The 16,443-nt window shown below is 49.2% G+C and carries 18 protein-coding genes; 10 read left to right on the forward strand and 8 right to left on the reverse strand.

Translation table 11 applies throughout. The features are described 5' to 3' along the window. Positions 1-123: 123 nt before the first annotated feature. The 6 genes from dkgB to FBQ74_RS11130 form a co-directional block, all read right to left on the reverse strand. Positions 124-927, reverse strand: a complete 804-nt coding sequence (gene dkgB, locus FBQ74_RS11105) for a 2,5-didehydrogluconate reductase DkgB (protein ID WP_139756736.1) — start codon at positions 925-927, stop codon at positions 124-126. A 252-nt stretch (positions 928-1,179) separates the two neighbouring features. Beyond that, entirely contained in the window at positions 1,180-2,040 is an 861-nt protein-coding gene (gene rluB, locus FBQ74_RS11110; protein WP_139756737.1) for a 23S rRNA pseudouridine(2605) synthase RluB, read from the reverse strand. After that, positions 2,033-2,662, reverse strand: coding sequence for an SMC-Scp complex subunit ScpB (gene scpB / locus FBQ74_RS11115; RefSeq protein ID WP_139756738.1), 630 nt, complete (start codon positions 2,660-2,662; stop codon positions 2,033-2,035). The genes rluB and scpB overlap by 8 nt, the downstream gene beginning before the upstream one ends. Then, positions 2,649-3,470, reverse strand: coding sequence for a segregation and condensation protein A (locus FBQ74_RS11120; protein ID WP_139756739.1), 822 nt, complete (start codon positions 3,468-3,470; stop codon positions 2,649-2,651). Before FBQ74_RS11120 ends, scpB begins: the two co-directional genes overlap by 14 nt. 30 nt (positions 3,471-3,500) lie before the next feature. After that, positions 3,501-4,121, reverse strand: a complete 621-nt coding sequence (locus FBQ74_RS11125; RefSeq protein ID WP_139756740.1) for an L-threonylcarbamoyladenylate synthase — start codon at positions 4,119-4,121, stop codon at positions 3,501-3,503. A gap of 18 nt (positions 4,122-4,139) precedes the next feature. Next, the gene (locus FBQ74_RS11130; protein WP_139756741.1) at positions 4,140-4,982 is read right to left on the reverse strand and encodes a PHP domain-containing protein; all 843 of its coding nucleotides are present in this window, start codon (positions 4,980-4,982) and stop codon (positions 4,140-4,142) included. A gap of 269 nt (positions 4,983-5,251) precedes the next feature. Between FBQ74_RS11130 and FBQ74_RS11135 the strand changes: the two genes are divergently transcribed. Genes FBQ74_RS11135 through FBQ74_RS11165 form a run of 7 tightly spaced genes read left to right on the forward strand, consistent with a single transcriptional unit; the run spans position 5,252 to position 12,188 of the window. Further along, positions 5,252-6,847 carry an anthranilate synthase component 1 gene (locus FBQ74_RS11135; RefSeq protein WP_139756742.1) on the forward strand — a complete coding sequence of 532 codons (1,596 nt, stop codon included), beginning with the start codon at positions 5,252-5,254 and terminating at the stop codon, positions 6,845-6,847. Continuing rightward, positions 6,844-7,458: an aminodeoxychorismate/anthranilate synthase component II gene (locus FBQ74_RS11140; protein WP_139756743.1), complete on the forward strand. Its 615-nt coding sequence runs from the start codon at positions 6,844-6,846 to the stop codon at positions 7,456-7,458. The genes FBQ74_RS11135 and FBQ74_RS11140 overlap by 4 nt, the downstream gene beginning before the upstream one ends. Beyond that, positions 7,451-8,482 (forward strand): anthranilate phosphoribosyltransferase, encoded by a 1,032-nt coding sequence (gene trpD, locus FBQ74_RS11145; protein ID WP_139756744.1) that lies wholly within the window; start codon positions 7,451-7,453, stop codon positions 8,480-8,482. Before FBQ74_RS11140 ends, trpD begins: the two co-directional genes overlap by 8 nt. Continuing rightward, complete coding sequence (gene trpCF / locus FBQ74_RS11150) at positions 8,475-9,872, forward strand: bifunctional indole-3-glycerol-phosphate synthase TrpC/phosphoribosylanthranilate isomerase TrpF (protein ID WP_139756745.1); 1,398 nt, start codon at positions 8,475-8,477, stop codon at positions 9,870-9,872. Before trpD ends, trpCF begins: the two co-directional genes overlap by 8 nt. 24 nt (positions 9,873-9,896) lie before the next feature. Then, the gene (trpB, locus tag FBQ74_RS11155) at positions 9,897-11,084 is read left to right on the forward strand and encodes a tryptophan synthase subunit beta (RefSeq protein WP_139756746.1); all 1,188 of its coding nucleotides are present in this window, start codon (positions 9,897-9,899) and stop codon (positions 11,082-11,084) included. Then, complete coding sequence (gene trpA / locus FBQ74_RS11160; protein WP_205912253.1) at positions 11,077-11,889, forward strand: tryptophan synthase subunit alpha; 813 nt, start codon at positions 11,077-11,079, stop codon at positions 11,887-11,889. The genes trpB and trpA overlap by 8 nt, the downstream gene beginning before the upstream one ends. Then, positions 11,889-12,188, forward strand: coding sequence for a YciI family protein (locus tag FBQ74_RS11165; protein WP_139756748.1), 300 nt, complete (start codon positions 11,889-11,891; stop codon positions 12,186-12,188). The genes trpA and FBQ74_RS11165 overlap by 1 nt, the downstream gene beginning before the upstream one ends. A 115-nt stretch (positions 12,189-12,303) precedes the next feature. Here the strand turns inward: FBQ74_RS11165 and FBQ74_RS11170 are convergent, their stop codons facing one another. Beyond that, positions 12,304-12,768 carry a pyridoxamine 5'-phosphate oxidase family protein gene (locus FBQ74_RS11170; RefSeq protein WP_139756749.1) on the reverse strand — a complete coding sequence of 155 codons (465 nt, stop codon included), beginning with the start codon at positions 12,766-12,768 and terminating at the stop codon, positions 12,304-12,306. A gap of 343 nt (positions 12,769-13,111) precedes the next feature. On the opposite strand from FBQ74_RS11170, the gene FBQ74_RS11175 reads away from it, so the two are divergent. From FBQ74_RS11175 to FBQ74_RS11185, 3 genes are read left to right on the forward strand one after another with little or no spacing between them, the layout of a single operon-like run. Continuing rightward, on the forward strand, positions 13,112-13,384 hold the full coding sequence (locus FBQ74_RS11175; RefSeq protein ID WP_139756750.1) for a PepSY domain-containing protein: 273 nt from the start codon (positions 13,112-13,114) through the stop codon (positions 13,382-13,384). Continuing rightward, positions 13,384-14,058, forward strand: coding sequence for a response regulator transcription factor (locus tag FBQ74_RS11180; RefSeq protein ID WP_139756751.1), 675 nt, complete (start codon positions 13,384-13,386; stop codon positions 14,056-14,058). The genes FBQ74_RS11175 and FBQ74_RS11180 overlap by 1 nt, the downstream gene beginning before the upstream one ends. Positions 14,059-14,090: 32 nt before the next feature. Next, on the forward strand, positions 14,091-15,389 hold the full coding sequence (locus tag FBQ74_RS11185; RefSeq protein ID WP_232371908.1) for an ATP-binding protein: 1,299 nt from the start codon (positions 14,091-14,093) through the stop codon (positions 15,387-15,389). Here the strand turns inward: FBQ74_RS11185 and FBQ74_RS11190 are convergent. Continuing rightward, positions 15,386-16,423 (reverse strand): AI-2E family transporter, encoded by a 1,038-nt coding sequence (locus FBQ74_RS11190; protein WP_139756753.1) that lies wholly within the window; start codon positions 16,421-16,423, stop codon positions 15,386-15,388. The genes FBQ74_RS11185 and FBQ74_RS11190 overlap by 4 nt on opposite strands. Positions 16,424-16,443 lie beyond the last annotated feature (20 nt).

A 16,443-nucleotide genomic window follows, 5' to 3' on the forward strand; every position in this document is an offset into this window, starting at 1 on the left:
TAATGACTCTTCCTCCAGCCCGGTACAGGTTGATACGTATGTCGTATCCGCGTGATATAAAAAAGGTGCTACAGGATAATCCCGCAACACCTTATTCATACTATCTGAGCGTAGGAGGTTTTCCTAATCCCATTCAGGTGCAAAATCAGGATCGACGATTCGCTCGCCGTTATCCAGCTCGTCAATCCGATTGATGTCCTCTTCAGACAATTTAACTTTATCAAATTCAAAATTATCTTTGATATGGTCAGGATTGGTGGAAGAAGGAATAGTGTAATACCCTTTTTGTACCATCCAGGCCAGCGTAACCTGCGCAGGTGACGCATCGAATTTTGCTGCGATATCCTTCAGCTCGTCGCTATCCATAACCTTGCCTACGGCAAAAGGCATGTACGCTGTGACTTTCATACCCAGTTCTTCTGCACGTTCGGCAACTTTCCGATTCTGCATATAGGGATGCAACTCAATCTGGTTAGTATATATTTCACCTTCACCAAGGATTTCAACTGCTTTTTCCATCTGCGCGATTGTGAAGTTAGACACACCGATATGACGTGTCAGCCCTTCATCTTTAGCCTGTTTCAAACTCGACAGATATTGCTCCATCGGCACTTTATCGTTTGGAGATGGCCAGTGGATCAACAGAAGGTCAACATACTCCAGCTTTAATTTTGCCAGGCTCTCATGAACACTTTCGATAAAGCTGTCATTGCCAAAATGATCGAACCAGACTTTGGTTGTGACAAAAATATCGTCGCGATCCATATTTTGCGTGCGGATCGCATCGCCTATCTGCTCTTCGTTACCGTATACCTGCGCGGTATCAATATGACGAAAGCCTACTTTCAATGCGTCAACCACTGACTTATGTGCTGCGTCATCTTCTAAACGGAACGTACCCACGCCCACCTGTGGCATGTCTTGCATAATATAACTCCTCACTTTTAACGATGAATGCTGCCAGCGATAAAAAAATCCTATAACGCTTACCCAGCATGGATTGTCGTATGGTGTGCTACGGGACCGCCGTTTAATAAGATCGTAACGATATATCTCTGATACGACAGTCACACATCACATCAGGACAGACTGCAGAGGAATTACGGAGAAAGTTGTAAGGAATGGAAGGTTGCTAATAAAGACAGGTGGCGCAGTACAGGTCCTGCGCCACCTATATTTTTACCGCTTTTTCGCCTGTGCCTCTTTACGGGCGCGGTGTTTCTTAACAGAGCGACGCATGCGGCTCAACCGCGCATGGTCTAGTTTAGTCTGTCTTACATCGACCAGGCTTTGCGTTTCGTCATCCAACTGCACCAGTCGACGCAGAGCATTTACATCACTAAGTTCAAGTTCAACCCAGGCTCCTACCGGCAAACGTTTTTGTAACTCAACGGGCCCATAGCGCACGCGGATAAGGCGGCTGACCTGAACATTCTGCGACTCCCAAAGTCGTCTGACTTCGCGGTTTTTACCTTCCTGCAGTGTCACATTAAACCACTGGTTCATGCTTTCATCATCATTAGGACGCTGTCTTATTGAGGTAAAGCGGGCTACACCGTCATCAAGTTCCACCCCTTTTTGAAGGTTGGCCAGGGTTGGCTTTGATACTTCTCCAAACACCCGCACTGCATATTCGCGTTCCACTTCGTTTTTCGGGTGCATCAGTCGGTTAGCCAGCTCACCATCATTAGTAAACAGCAACAGGCCACTGGTATTGATATCGAGTCTGCCAACAGCAATCCAGCGACCCAGACGAATAGCAGGTAACCGTTCAAACACCGTCGGCCGGCCTTCAGGATCGTGGCGGCTGCATAGCTCACCTTCGGGCTTGTTGTACATCAGTACCCGGCATACTGGCTTTTCTGTCTGACGTGACAGCAGGTGACCATCAACCCGGATTTGTGCTTCCGGCTCGACCCGGTCACCCAGGGTTGCCACACTGCCATTCACTGACACACGGCCCTGCTCTATCCAGCGCTCCATTTCGCGGCGCGAGCCGAGGCCCTGATTAGCCAGGACTTTTTGTAATTTTTCACTCATTGGTGGGTAAACTCTCAGGTTCAGGTTTATCGTTCGTACGGTCTGCCACTGCAGACGGTACCTCTGTATCGTCGCTTCCCTGATTCGCCAGTGCTTCGAATTGATCAGCACTGGGAAGTTCAGCCAGCGATTTTAACGAAAAATAATCAAGAAATACCTTAGTAGTGGCATATAACGCCGGTCTGCCAGGCACTTCTTTATGACCAACTGTCTTAATCCATTCTCGCTCGGTCAGGGTTTTAATGATATTACTGCTTACCGCAACACCGCGTACCTGCTCAATCTCACCGCGGGTAATAGGCTGGCGGTACGCAATAAGGGCAAGTGTTTCAAGCATTGCTCTGGAGTACTTTGGCGCACTCTCCTGCCACAACGTGCTCAGCATTGGTGCCAGGCTATCCAGTGACTGGAAGCGATAACCACTGGCAACCTCAACAAGCTGAATGCCCCTGGGCTGATAGTCTAATATCAGTTCGTCTATGACCGCAGACAGCTGTTTATCAGAGACTGCAAAATTGGCCAGCGTAGTCTCTTTGAGCCGGCTTTTACTCACGGGCTTTTCCGCCACGAACAGCGTTGCTTCGACCAGCTGTTTCAGCTGCACACGATTAATCTTCTTCATACCCGCCGGATTTTACATAAATTCTGGCATAAGGTCCTGCCTGAGTGCACAAAATCATCTGTTCTTTGACCAATTCAAGTATAGCCAGAAAAGAGACCACGCAACCTGCTCTGCCCTCATCCAGGGTGAACAGTGCATCAAGGGGAGTAAATTGCTCGCCGTTAACCTGTGCCATGATACGGCTCATACGCTCACGCGTGCTCAGCACTTCTCTTTCAATAGTATGATGCTCAAAGGCCGCCGCGCGTTTCATAGCGTTGCGAAAGGCCTGAACAATGTCATCAATAGCAACGTCCGGCTCAACCTTCACCGGTTGCAACGGCTGCCCTACTTCCACCTGTACAGCATGAATATCGCGCTCTATACGCGGTTGGGCATCAATTTCTCTGGCGGCTTCTTTGACAACTTCGTATTCTCTTAACCGACGGATAAGTTCTGCCCGGGGATCTTCCTCATCGTCGTCTGCCGAAGGCGGCTTTGGTAGTAAAAGTCGTGATTTAATCTCGGCCAATACTGCGGCCATAACCAGATATTCTGCCGCCAGCTCCAGCTTCAGCGCCGTCATAGCCTCTACATATTCCATGTATTGAGCCGTTATCTGGGCTACCGGTAACGTGGTGATGTCGAACTTTTGTTTCTTTATCAGGTAAAGGAGTAAATCAAGTGGCCCCTCAAAACTTTCTAAGATAACCTCAAGCGCCTCAGGAGGGATATACAGATCCTGGGGCTTCTCGATTAACGCCTGGCCATGGATGAAGGCCAGAGGTAAGGGTTGCTGAACCGGCTCAGCGTGCTGAAATTCGCTCAAGAGTGACGCACCCGGCGCATCATATTTACGTTAAATGAAGGGCGACACATCACCACTGCCCTCGCGTAAAATAACAGCCGGGCCGTCCGATACATCGATGACTGTGGTAGGTTGCTCACCCAGCGCACCACCATCGATAATCAAGCCAACACGCTTCTCAAGTTTATCGCGGATTTCCTCAGGGTCGGACTCCGCCATGCGCTCGCCGGGCAGTATCAGCGATGCTGACATCAGCGGTTCATTCAGCGTTTCAAGCAGCTTCAGGGCAATAATATTATCTGGCACGCGAATGCCGATGGTCTTGCGCTTCGGGTTTTGTAGGCGGCGCGGCACTTCACGGGTGGCCTTAAGAATGAACGTATAAGGCCCTGGTGTATTGTTTTTGATTTGACGAAACGCGGTATTATCCACTTTTGCATAGAAAGATAATTCGGACATGTCGCGGCACATCAATGTAAAATTGTGGTCCTTCTCAATATCACGTATCTGACACAGCTTATCCAAGGCTTTTTTATCATCCATCTGACAACCAATGGCATAGCCCGAATCAGTCGGATAAACAACCACCTCGCCCTGGCGAATAAGCTCGCAGGCTTGCTTTAAAAGACGCGGTTGCGGATTCTCGGGATGGATCTGAAAAAACTGGCTCATAATAAATACCTCTTGTTATCAGGATGCTGATATATCCCAGCCGTCCCAGATGCGCGTAAGTGAAGGCGACGGTTTCGCACTGCGACCCAACTCAGTCCAGCGCGACGGAAAGTGAAAATCAGAACCGGTCGAAACCTTAAGGTTGTTCGATAAGGCCAGCTCATCAATAAGCATCTGTTTTTGTTTGCCCACAGCTACCGAGGCGCACTCGATAGCATCACCACCGGCCTGACTGAAATCGTCTACCAGGCGACGTAGCCATTTTGCGGTCATGTCATAATGTGCCGGATGTGCCAGCACGGCCTGACCACCCGCCTGCTGAATTATATCCACCGCTTCGGCAATCCCCGGCCACTGCGCTTTTACCGCGGCCCGCTTGCCTTTCCCCAGATACTTTTTAAATACGGTATCCATTGAACTGACACCATAATCGCTTACCAGCACCCGCGCAAAATGCGCCCGGGTTATCTGACCGATGCCAGCCTTTGCTTTCGCTTTTTCATATACACCTTCAAACCCGCACCTTTCCAGCTTTTCAGCGATTTTTAATGCCCGTTCATTTCGCCGACTGGCCTGGGCAGATAAAAACGCGGTAAGAACAGGGTGATTGACGTCCACCTGCAGGCCCACAATGTGGATATCAAAACTATGCCAGGCCGTGGATATTTCAACGCCATCAACGATGTGAAGTTGCCGGGCATGCTGACGCTGTGCGTCATGCGCTTCGTGCAATCCTGCAGTGGTGTCATGGTCGGTAATCGCCAGTACATCCACCTGCATAGTATGTGCACGCTGAACCAGTTCGGAGGGTGAAAGCTGTCCGTCAGAAAACGTGGTATGGCTATGTAGGTCAATTTTCACGAATTTTTCTCATTAAGGTTGACACACGGTGCAATTTGTTTTCTTCTATAGGCATACTATACAGTTTAACAGCCATACTTGGCTAACGAAGTTTAATCGGAATTTATTTACCAATGCCTGTTTCTTTTCAACAAATTGCGCTTCATCGCGCTATCTGGTGGTGGCACTCCCTGACTTAACGGGCGGTGTGCGCATTGGTGCGTGTAAATAACACAGAAAAAAGCCCGTCTTGTACGGGCTTTTTTTGTTTCAGCAGGAGATAACTATAAATGAGCTTAGCCGAACTGGGTGAACAGCCCGGCAAAGTAGAAACGATCATTCAGCAGGCCCCTTACCTGTCGGATCCACTGGCAGCTTTTTCGCATATTTGCGCAGCCTCATCGCATGCTTTGCTTCTTGAGTCGGCCGAAATCGATAGCAAAGACGATTTACAAAGTCTGTTGATGGTAGATGCAGCATTGCGCATTGAGTGTCGTCACGAGACGGTCATCGTGACTGCGTTAACTGAGAACGGTAAAGCAACATTGCCGTTGTTCAGTGAGCATTGTCCGGCGCAGGCTTCGTGCACACTGAATGAGACCAGTGCGTTGATGACGTTTAGCCTGCCGGACAGTACGTTTGATGAAGATTCCCGTTTAAAAGCGGCCAGTGTGTTCGATGCGCTTCGCCTGGTGGTGAATCATATTGTTGCACTTCGGGAGCATCCCCAGGCTGTATTTTTAGGCGGCGCGTTCGCTTATGACTTACTCGGTACATTTGAATCATTGCCTGAGGTAAGCGAAGGCCAGAATGATTGCCCGGATTTTGTTTTTTATCTGGCTGAAACCCTGCTGACCATTGATCACAAGTCTAACTCCACTCAGTTGATAGGCAGCGTCTTTTCCGGCCCCGGCGTTGCCACTAACTATTTCACCGTTGCACAGCGCCTGGAGGCATTACAGCAACAGCTTAAACAAGTGCCGGACTCCGCAGTCCAGTCGCTACAGCCTGAGAGTGATGTCAGCGTCTCTGTTGATACCTGTGATGAGGCGTTTATGGAGAATGTGAATTATCTGAAAACACACATCCTGGCCGGTGATATTTTTCAGGTAGTACCTTCGCGAACATTTTCTCTTCCCTGCCCATCACCGCTCAACGCTTATGCTGCACTGAAAAAACAAAATCCAAGCCCGTACATGTTTTATATGCAGGATGCTGATTTCACCATTTTTGGCGCCTCACCGGAATCAGCGCTGAAGTACGATAAGGCCAGCAATCAGGTGGAAGTGTATCCTATTGCCGGAACCAGACCGCGAGGCAAGCGCGCCGATGGGTCTGTTGATGCTGATCTGGACAGCCGGATTGAGCTGAACCTGCGCGAAGATGAGAAAGAAAAATCAGAACACATTATGCTGGTTGACCTGGCACGCAACGATGTTGCAAAGGTCAGTGAACCCGGAACGCGGTATGTTAAGGATTTACTGAAAGTCGACCGGTATTCTCACGTTATGCACTTGGTCTCCCGTGTGGTTGGTCAGCTTCGCAGCGATTTGGATGCGCTGCATGCTTATCAGGCCTGCATGAACATGGGCACACTGGTTGGCGCCCCCAAAGTCAGTGCAGCAACACTTATTCGTCAGGTTGAAAAGCAACGCCGCGGAAGTTACGGCGGCGCTGTGGGATATATCAATGGCAATGGCGATATGGATACCTGCATCGTTATTCGCTCAGCATTCGTGAAAAACGGTGTGGCGTATATTCAGGCCGGCGCTGGTGTTGTATACGATTCAGACCCGTTGAGCGAAGCCAATGAAACCCGTAGCAAGGCTCAGGCAGTAATAAACGCGGTGAAGCACGCGCAAAATACGAAGGAGGCTGTACAATGAGTCAGGCCGTAACCGTTTTTTTATTGGATAATATCGACTCATTTACCTACAACCTTGTGGATGAGCTCAGAACCCTGGATCTGAATATTGTTGTTTATCGCAATACGGTTGATGCCCGGACACTGTTTGAACGTATGCAGGCTCAGGCTGAACATTCGGCGGTATTGTTATTGCTTTCCCCCGGCCCGGGAGCACCGCACGAGGCAGGCTGTATGCCGGAGTTACTTAAGCGGGTAGAAGGCGTTTTTCCAGTGCTGGGAATCTGTCTGGGCCACCAGGCAATTGTGCACCACTATGGCGGTACAATAGGCAGAGCAGAGCAAGTCATGCACGGGAAATCTTCAATGATCACTCATAACGGCAGCGTACTTTTTAATGGTTTGCCGCAGCCATTGCAGGTCGCACGTTATCACTCTTTGGTGGCAACCTCTTTGCCGGAGTGTCTGACGCCGGTTGCGACCTGTGCAGCACTGTCCATGGCGGTACTGCATGAAAACCATCGTATGCTGGGATTCCAGTTTCATCCCGAGTCCATTTTAAGTGCCCAGGGAAGTCAGTTACTTAAGCAGAGTATTGGCTTTCTCACCCAACAAGGAGCGCCTGATGTTTGATGCCACAGATGTGCTAAATACGCTTTATGCAGGTGAATCTTTGTCCCAGACGCAATCTTTTGCATTGTTTAACAGCATCATGCACGGCGAGCAGCCCGATGCGGTCGTTGCCGCTGTATTGATTGCACTTAAACTGAAAAAAGAATCCCCTGCGGAGATCGCCGGCGCCGCTAGCGCTATGGTTTCCAACGCATTACCCTTCCCTACGCCAACTTATCCGTTTGCAGATATTGTTGGTACTGGTGGAGACGGTCACAATACAATCAATATATCCAGTGCAGCAGGTGTTGTTGCAGCAGCCTGCGGAATTAAGGTTGCCAAGCATGGCAACCGCAGTGTGTCCTCACGTTCAGGCTCCGCCGACCTGTTTCGCCAGTTTGGCGTTAATCTGGAAATTTCGCCCGATACAGCCCGGGCTTGTCTGGATGAGGCAAACTTCAGCTTTCTGTTTGCGCCTGTCTACCATGCAGGTATGCGCCACGCAGCACCGGTCAGGGCATCACTTAAAACGCGAACGCTGTTTAACATACTGGGTCCGCTGGCGAACCCGGCAGGCCCTAGTTATGGCGTATTCGGGGTGTACTCAGCCGACTTACTTGATGCTTACGCTCAGACTTTAATGTTACTGGGTCAGCATCGTGCCCTCATCGTTCACGGAAGTGGCCTGGATGAATTAGCGCTACACGGCCCTACAAACGTGGTCGACCTTGAGCACGGTGACATCCGTCACTACAGCGTTACGCCCAAAGACTTCGGGTTACAGGAATACCCGTTAAGTGCTATTGAAGGCGGTGATCCGGATGACAACAAGAAGCTGGTTGAAGCCGCACTTGCCGGTGAGGGGCACGAAGCACACAGAGCAGCGATTGCAATGAACTGTGGTGCATTGTTGAAAGTTACCGGTACCGTCAATACATTTAAACAAGGAGCCGAACTGGCCATGTCTAAAATGGAAGAAGGCGCACCACTTGCTGTATTAGAGCAGGTAGCCACAATCAGTCAGCGGGAGAGTAATCATGGCTAATGTACTTGAAAAGATTGTCGAGAATAAGCGTCAGGAGTTAATTGCGCTTAAATCGCAACTCTCTATCGATATTGTTAAAGACGGGCTGCAGCCTTCGCAAAAAAGCCTTTTTACAGCGCTTGCCGAACCCGAGGCGGGTTTTATCCTGGAATGCAAAAAAGCATCACCCTCAAAGGGACTGATCCGCGACCCGTTCAATCTGGATGAAATAATTGATGCCTACGCACCACATGCCGCTGCGATTTCGGTACTGACAGACGAAAAATATTTTCAGGGAAGCTATGACAACCTGAAGCATGTAACTGACAGAGTTGCCCAACCGGTTCTTAATAAAGATTTTTTCATCGACCCTTATCAGGTCTATCTGGCGCGCTACTATCAGGCAGATGCTATTTTGCTGATGTTAAGTGTATTAAGCGATAACCAATACACCGAACTTGCTGAGATTGCAGACAGTCTGGGACTGGATATCCTTACAGAGGTCAGCAACGAAGACGAGATGCGTCGGGCGATCGCACTGAAAGCCAGTATAATAGGCATCAATAATCGTAACCTGCGTGACTTAAGTACGGATCTCGGTCGCACTGAGACACTGGTTCCTATGCTCGAAGATGCTGACCATGACTTTGTTGTCATCTCAGAATCAGGCATTTATACCCATAACGATGTCGTGAGATTAAGCCCGTACTGCGACGGTTTTCTGGTTGGCAGCGCACTGATGGCACAGCGCGACCTGCCCAGGGCTGTAAAATCGTTAATCTTCGGCGCCGTAAAAGTGTGCGGTATCACCGATGCAGACGCAGCATCAGCTGCCTTTACTGCCGGAGCAAGTTATGCCGGATTTATTTTTGCACCCCAGTCACCTCGCGCACTCTCGGTTGCTTCAGCCCGGCAAATAGCAGAGGCTGTACCAGGCAGTTATGTCGGTGTATTCGTAGACGCGTCAATTGAAGACATCATCCAGGCTGCAGAGACTATCGGGCTCAGCGCTGTGCAACTGCATAACAATACTGATGCTGAATTTCGGCAGACGCTTCGTGAACAGTTACCTGAAACCTGTCAGTTGTGGCAGGTTGTAGGCGTTGCAGATGCAATGCCCGATAGTGTCACGACGCTGCTCGAAGACGATACTATTGACTACGTGCTGCTTGATACCAGAGTGGGAACACAAACAGGTGGCACCGGAAAACAGTTTGACTGGTCGTTGTTATCCAGCCTTGCCGACACATCACGCATCATTCTGGCAGGTGGCATTTCACCGGATAGTATTGTAGAGGCCAGGGACACTGGCGCCGCCATTATCGATGTGAGCTCTGGTGTTGAATCCTCGCCTGGAAAAAAATCGGCGGAAAAAATTCAGACCTTATTCAGCAATTTGCGAAATTATTAGTTTTACTTTTATACAGGAATTTCCATGAATCAGTTAGATCCAAAATTCGGGGAGTACGGGGGAATGTATGTTCCTGAACTACTTATCCCCGCCCTCGATCAGCTAGAGCAGGCGTTTATAGATGCGCAAAACGACCCGGAGTTTGAGAAAGAATTCCAGGCGCTGTTAAAAGACTATGCCGGACGTCCGACTGCGATGACCCTTACCCGCAATCTGGTCAGTAACCCTAAAGTAAAGTTGTACCTTAAACGGGAAGATTTACTTCACGGCGGTGCACACAAAACGAATCAGGTACTGGGCCAGGCGCTGCTAACCAAACGTATGGGTAAAACCGAGGTTATCGCTGAGACAGGCGCTGGTCAGCACGGTACCGCGACCGCCCTCGCCTGTGCGCTACTGGGTTTGAAAGCACGTATTTATATGGGGGCAAAGGATGTCGAGCGGCAGGCACCTAATGTATTCAGAATGCGCCTGATGGGTGCTGAGGTAATCCCGGTAAATGCGGGTTCCGGAACTCTTAAAGATGCTGTTAATGAGGCAATGCGAGACTGGTCTGCTAATTACGACAAAGCGCATTATCTGTTGGGAACAGCTGCAGGCCCGCATCCCTTCCCGACAGTTGTTCGGGAATTTCATCGTATGATTGGTGAAGAAACCCGCGCACAGATAATGGAAAAAGAAGGCCGTTTGCCTGATGCTGTCATTGCGTGTGTTGGCGGTGGATCTAATGCTATTGGCATGTTTGCCGACTTTATTGATGAGCGAAGTGTCAGACTGGTCGGTGTTGAACCAGCCGGCAAAGGACTTCATACCAAAGAACACGGTGCCACCATTTGTACCGGGTCGAAAGGTATCCTCCATGGTTCCAGCACCTACATCATGCAGGACGAAGAAGGACAAATTGAAGAAAGCTATTCGGTGTCCGCAGGCCTCGATTATCCTGCAGTCGGCCCGCAGCATGCGCATCTGGCAGATACAGGCCGTGCTGAATATGTTTCGGTTACAGATGACGAGGCACTCAACGCCTTCAAATTATTAGCTCGCAAAGAAGGTATTATTCCTGCGCTGGAAACAGCCCACGCCCTGGCGCATGCGCTTAACATGGCCGATGAGGCAGAAGACGACACAATTTTAGTGGTCAATTTATCCGGCCGGGGTGATAAAGACATCGGTGTTGTGACGAAGTTACTGGAGGACGATGTTAATGGATAGATATGCAGCAATGTTCAGCGCCCTTGAACAAAAAAACCAGGGTGCATTCGTCCCTTTTGTCACGCTTGGGGACCCGGATCTTCAAACCAGTGAAAAAATCATTGATACGCTGATAGAGAGCGGCGCTGATGCACTTGAACTTGGCCTTCCCTATTCAGACCCAATTGCCGATGGTCCGACTATTCAGGCTGCCAGTATCCGCGCCCGGAAAAGTAAAGTAACAACAGACGACTGCTTTTCGCTGCTCAGCCGTATTCGTGAGCGCCACCCTGATATTCCGGTAGGGTTGCTGTTATATAGCAACCTGGTCATGGCCAGCGGGCTGGATAACTTCTACGAGCGCGCGGCAAAAGCTGGTGTGGACTCGGTACTGATCGCCGATGTACCTTTGCGTGAGGCCGCCCGTTTCATCGATGCAGCAACATCCCATGGCATTAAACAGATTCTTATTGCACCGCCTAATGCGAGCGAAGAAACGTTAGAGCAAATTGGAAAGCAGTCATCAGGTTATACCTATCTGCTGGGCCGTGCCGGCGTAACCGGCGCAGAAACAGCGGTACAAATACCCGCTGCCTCTTTGGTCCAAAACCTGAGCAAGTATAACTGCGCTCCGCCGCTGCTTGGTTTCGGGATCTCAAAACCAGAGCAGGTGAAAGCAGCGATTGAAGCCGGTGCTGCTGGTGCTATCAGCGGCTCTGCAACGGTAAATATTATTGCACAGCACCTGGAGGACCTGCAGACCATGCTCAGCGAGCTGGGTAAATTTGTGAGCAACATGAAAGCTGCCACCCAAAAGGAAAGCTGATGCTTTATATGATTTGCGCTACCGACGCGCCTGATAGTCTTGAAAAGCGACTTAGTGTGCGTCCTGATCACCTGGCAAGGCTTGAATTGCTTAAAGATGACGGCAGGCTTGTAATGGCCGGGCCCTTTCCGGCGATTGATTCACCCGATCCCGGCCCTGCCGGGTTCACCGGCTCATTAGTTGTCGCCGAATTTGAATCCTTAGAGGATGCGCAACAATGGGCGGATGATGACCCGTACGTAAAGGCGGGTGTTTACGCTGAAGTGATAGTAAAGCCGTATAAGAAGGTCCTGCCATAACTCCCACTCTTTAACAGAATGGTTGTGTTTAAATCATAGGAACCGAACTAACAAGAAAAAGCCGGATGAAGATATCCGGCTTTTTTAATATCGACGCTTTATAGCATTTTTACTATTACAACTTTACTTTGTCGTGCTCGCCCATTTCCTCAGGCTTGATATCCTTACCAGACATCATCTTAAACATTCCTTTGAAACTCGGATCTGCTTCCCAGATCTCAGCATCATCCAGCTCAAACCGCATCATTCTTAATGAAGGATCTTCCTTACCCTTTTCATACCAGGCCTCTACAGGATTTGACCAGTATTTATCAATGATCTCATCGCGGGTTTCCTGAACAAGTGTGCCTCGAATACAGGCGTACAAATCATGCCCTTTGCTCGAAAAGTGCACCATTGCTTTGCCACCTGAGGCAACTCGGTTTGAATCAGTGGTGTAAAACCAGAACTCACTGTCTGCGTCTTTATCAAGCTGCGCCCGCATCGGCTCTGAAGGTGCATCAGAGTCCGTCAGGCTCAGCATGACGTTAGGGCTGTCAGCCATCTCTTTCCACATTTTTGTTCGAATATCAGTAGACATAATAACTCCGTTTTTTTAGCGCGAAACAAGCGATAGCAAAGTCGGTAACACTCACTCCCTCTGATTCACGCCTGTAGTGATTTTACGTTTTACGTAGTTGCTTAATGCAACTTAATGCAACGAGCGCACCATTTAGAAAACCTATGTCTATCATAGGGTTATATAGAGAGGCAGATGTGTAGCTGAAAGTGGCAGGTAAGTGATGCGCATTCTGTGCAAAATTTTTATTTGTTGCCATCCTGGCAAACGGATATTCATGCTCAATTCAGATAAGCCCTGTATAGTATTATCTGACTGGAAACAGTACATTAGTCTCATATCGGTCTGTAGGAAGCTCTGTGCTATGAAAGCGTTGATTTTTGCCATTATATTTAGCGGTTTATGCACCGTGCCTGTTGCTTTTGCACAGCAGGTGCCGCCCAAAGAGGCGAGCCTGAGTAAGTCTCAGGCAGCCGAAAAAGCACAAAAACAGGTCCGTGGACGCGTACTTAAAGTCGAGCAGGACCGAGATAACTATCGGGTAAAAGTGCTGAAAAAATCTGGGCGGGTGGTATCTGTCGATGTCGATAAAAAATCCGGCAGAGTTAAGCGTTCTGAAAAAGATGAGAAACATTAATGCGGATATTAGTGGTTGAAGACGACAGTCGTTTACTGACTCAGTTAGATAAATTACTTCAGGATAACGGTTACAGTGTTGATTTGGCAGATTCTGGCGATCACGGTTTGTTTCTGGCTACTGAGCATCCCTATGATGCTGCTATTATCGATGTCGGCCTGCCGGTGATAGATGGCTTTGAATTAATTAGGAGTGCCCGCCAGCAACAGGTAAAAACGCCAGTACTAATCCTGACCGCTCGGGATCGCTGGCAGGAAAAAGTCGAGGGACTCGATGCTGGTGCAGACGATTACTTAACCAAACCGTTTCACAATGAGGAATTACTGGCCCGAGTAAAAGCGCTTATTCGGCGCGCCGCCGGTCAGGCAAACCCTGTAATAGCAAGGGGGCCTGTTACACTGGATACCGTTTCACAACAATTAAAGGTCAATGACAGGTTGCTGGACCTGACAGCCTATGAGTACCGGGTGATGGAATACCTGATGCTTAATCCGGAAAAAACGGTATCAAAGACTGAGCTGACCGAACATATCTATGATCAGGACTTTGACCTGGACAGTAATGTGATTGAAGTCTTCATTGGCCGGCTACGCAAAAAAATTGACCCGGATGGCGTGCTTCAGCCCATTGAGACATTGCGAGGCCGGGGTTATCGAATCAATCCCCAGCTATGAGACGCCTGTCACTTAAAATCAGAAGCCTTTTATTGGCTTTCGTTGCGCTGGTTATCTTTTTACCCGTCACTGCTTATGTGCTTGAAGAGGCTTATGCCACCAGCCTGACCCAGGCAAAGGTGGACGAACTTAAGCTCATGAATTTATCGCTGATTTCAGAGTTTGAGCTTAGTAAAGCCGGCATTCAGATGCCCGACTTACTGTATGATGAGCAGCTTAATTTACCTGACTCTGGCTTTGTCGGCATCATTGCCCTTGATAATGAGATTGTCTGGCAATCGGCTTCGTCTTTAGGCGCACCTGACTATACGCAACTACCGGCGCCGCCCGTCGGCCAGACTGTTTTTGAGAAAAATTATCGTCTGCAGCCAGATAAGGCAGATCACTTTCTTTATGCATATACCGCTGAGTTCGCCCGCGGCGATGACTTTATACCTGTACAATTTTATGTGTTAAATAACACATCAGCATTCGCCGCTAAACGTGCATTATTTTTGGAAACTGTCTGGAAAGGACTGGCAGGTCTGGGCGTATTGCTATTATTAATTGTCAGTGCAGGACACGTATTAATACTGACACCGGTACGCACGCTCATAGCCGAAATTAAACGGGCCAGTGACGGCAGACAGAAACAACTTACCGCCCACTACCCTAAAGAATTTGACGGCCTTAAAAAAAGTATCAATCAGCTAATTACGACAGAATCTCATCAACGTTCGCGCTATAAAAACAGTCTGGGCGATTTGGCGCACAGTTTGAAAACACCACTGGCTGTTGCATTAGGGACAACCGGGCTACCGGATGCTGCCAAAGATGCTATGGAACAAATCAACGTTTTGATACAGCGTCAGCTTAAACGGGCTACTGCCGGAGCTAAGGGCTGGCAGGCGCCGGTATCCGTGAAGCAGGTAAGTGAGAAGCTCACCCGCAGCATGATAGTTATCTATCGGCACAAATCCCTGGCTATCGACACAGAAGCCGAACCAGATACGCTGTTTTACGGTGACGAAACGGACTTGTTTGAGGTTCTGGGAAATTTGCTGGATAACGCGTGTAAAGCCGCAAATAAAAAAGTCAGGGTATGTGCCAGAACGCTGCACAATGCCACTGTCATTATTGTTGAGGATGACGGCCCCGGTATTCCTGTGGCGCAGCAACAGGCGTTACTTGGCCGGGGAGCCAGGCTGGACACTTACACTGAAGGTCAGGGTATAGGAATGGCTGTGGTCAGCGACCTGGTGGATATTTATCAGGGCCAGATTATTATAGAAGACAGCGAGTGGGGAGGCGCCCGTATTCAGGTACGCCTGCCCCACCCCGAGATGCGCTAAGCCACCGCTTTTTTGTCGCTGGCGCTAGATAACAGAATGGCTAACCAGCGACTTTCAGAACGTGACTCCAGGGCTATTTTCACAACCATTGTAAGCGGCACCGATAACAGCATTCCTACCGTGCCCAGCAACCATCCCCAGAAGATCAGTGACAGAAAGACCACCAGTGTAGATAGTCCCATACCCCGCCCCATAAGGCGCGGTTCAATCAGGTTGCCCATAATGGTATTTACCAGAACAAAGCCCAGCGCCGCTAAGCCGGCAGACGCAAAACCATACTGCACGAAGGCAATCAGCACTGCCGGGAGCGCCGCAATAATGGAGCCGATATTCGGTATATAATTAAGCATAAATGCCAGCACGGCCCACAGCAGAAAATGATCAACCTGCATGATATAAAGCCACGTGCCGATAATAAGCCCGGTAGCAAGACTGACTACGGTTTTAATAGCAAGATAACTGTTTACCGAACGTATAAAGCGATCGATATATTGCATCTTCATATCCGGGTCGGCCAGCGCAGTATGTAATCGCACCGGTATGCTACTGGCTTCAAACAACATAAAAATGACCGTCAGTAGAATAAGAAACAGGTTAGATAACACGCCCCCCATGCCGCTGATAAAATTCGTAGCAAGTGACATCGCCATTCCCGGGTCAAGCTGAGAGGTAATCAGATCGCGGTCAACGTGAATATTCATGGCCGCCAGTTTATCAATGACCCAGTTAAACTCACTATCCAGCTGGTCGCGATACTGCGGAAGATTTTGCCTGAAATCAGCCAGAGACTGCCCCACCAGACCGGCCAGCAGAAAACCAATCACCACGATAAGTACAATCACCAGCGATATCGATAACCATTTGGGAATATGATGACGCGATGCCCAGTTAATCAGCGGGCTACAGGCAATAGCGATAAATCCCGACAGAAAAAATGGCACCATGATCGCGGATGCTGCTTTAATCCCTGCCAGAACAACCACAAGACAAGCTAATACTATCAACGCTTTAGCGGTGGGCGATTTCAGTTCCATAATAAACGATATTTCCGATT

It is taken from the genome of Salinimonas iocasae (assembly GCF_006228385.1).
Taxonomy (GTDB): domain Bacteria; phylum Pseudomonadota; class Gammaproteobacteria; order Enterobacterales; family Alteromonadaceae; genus Alteromonas; species Alteromonas iocasae.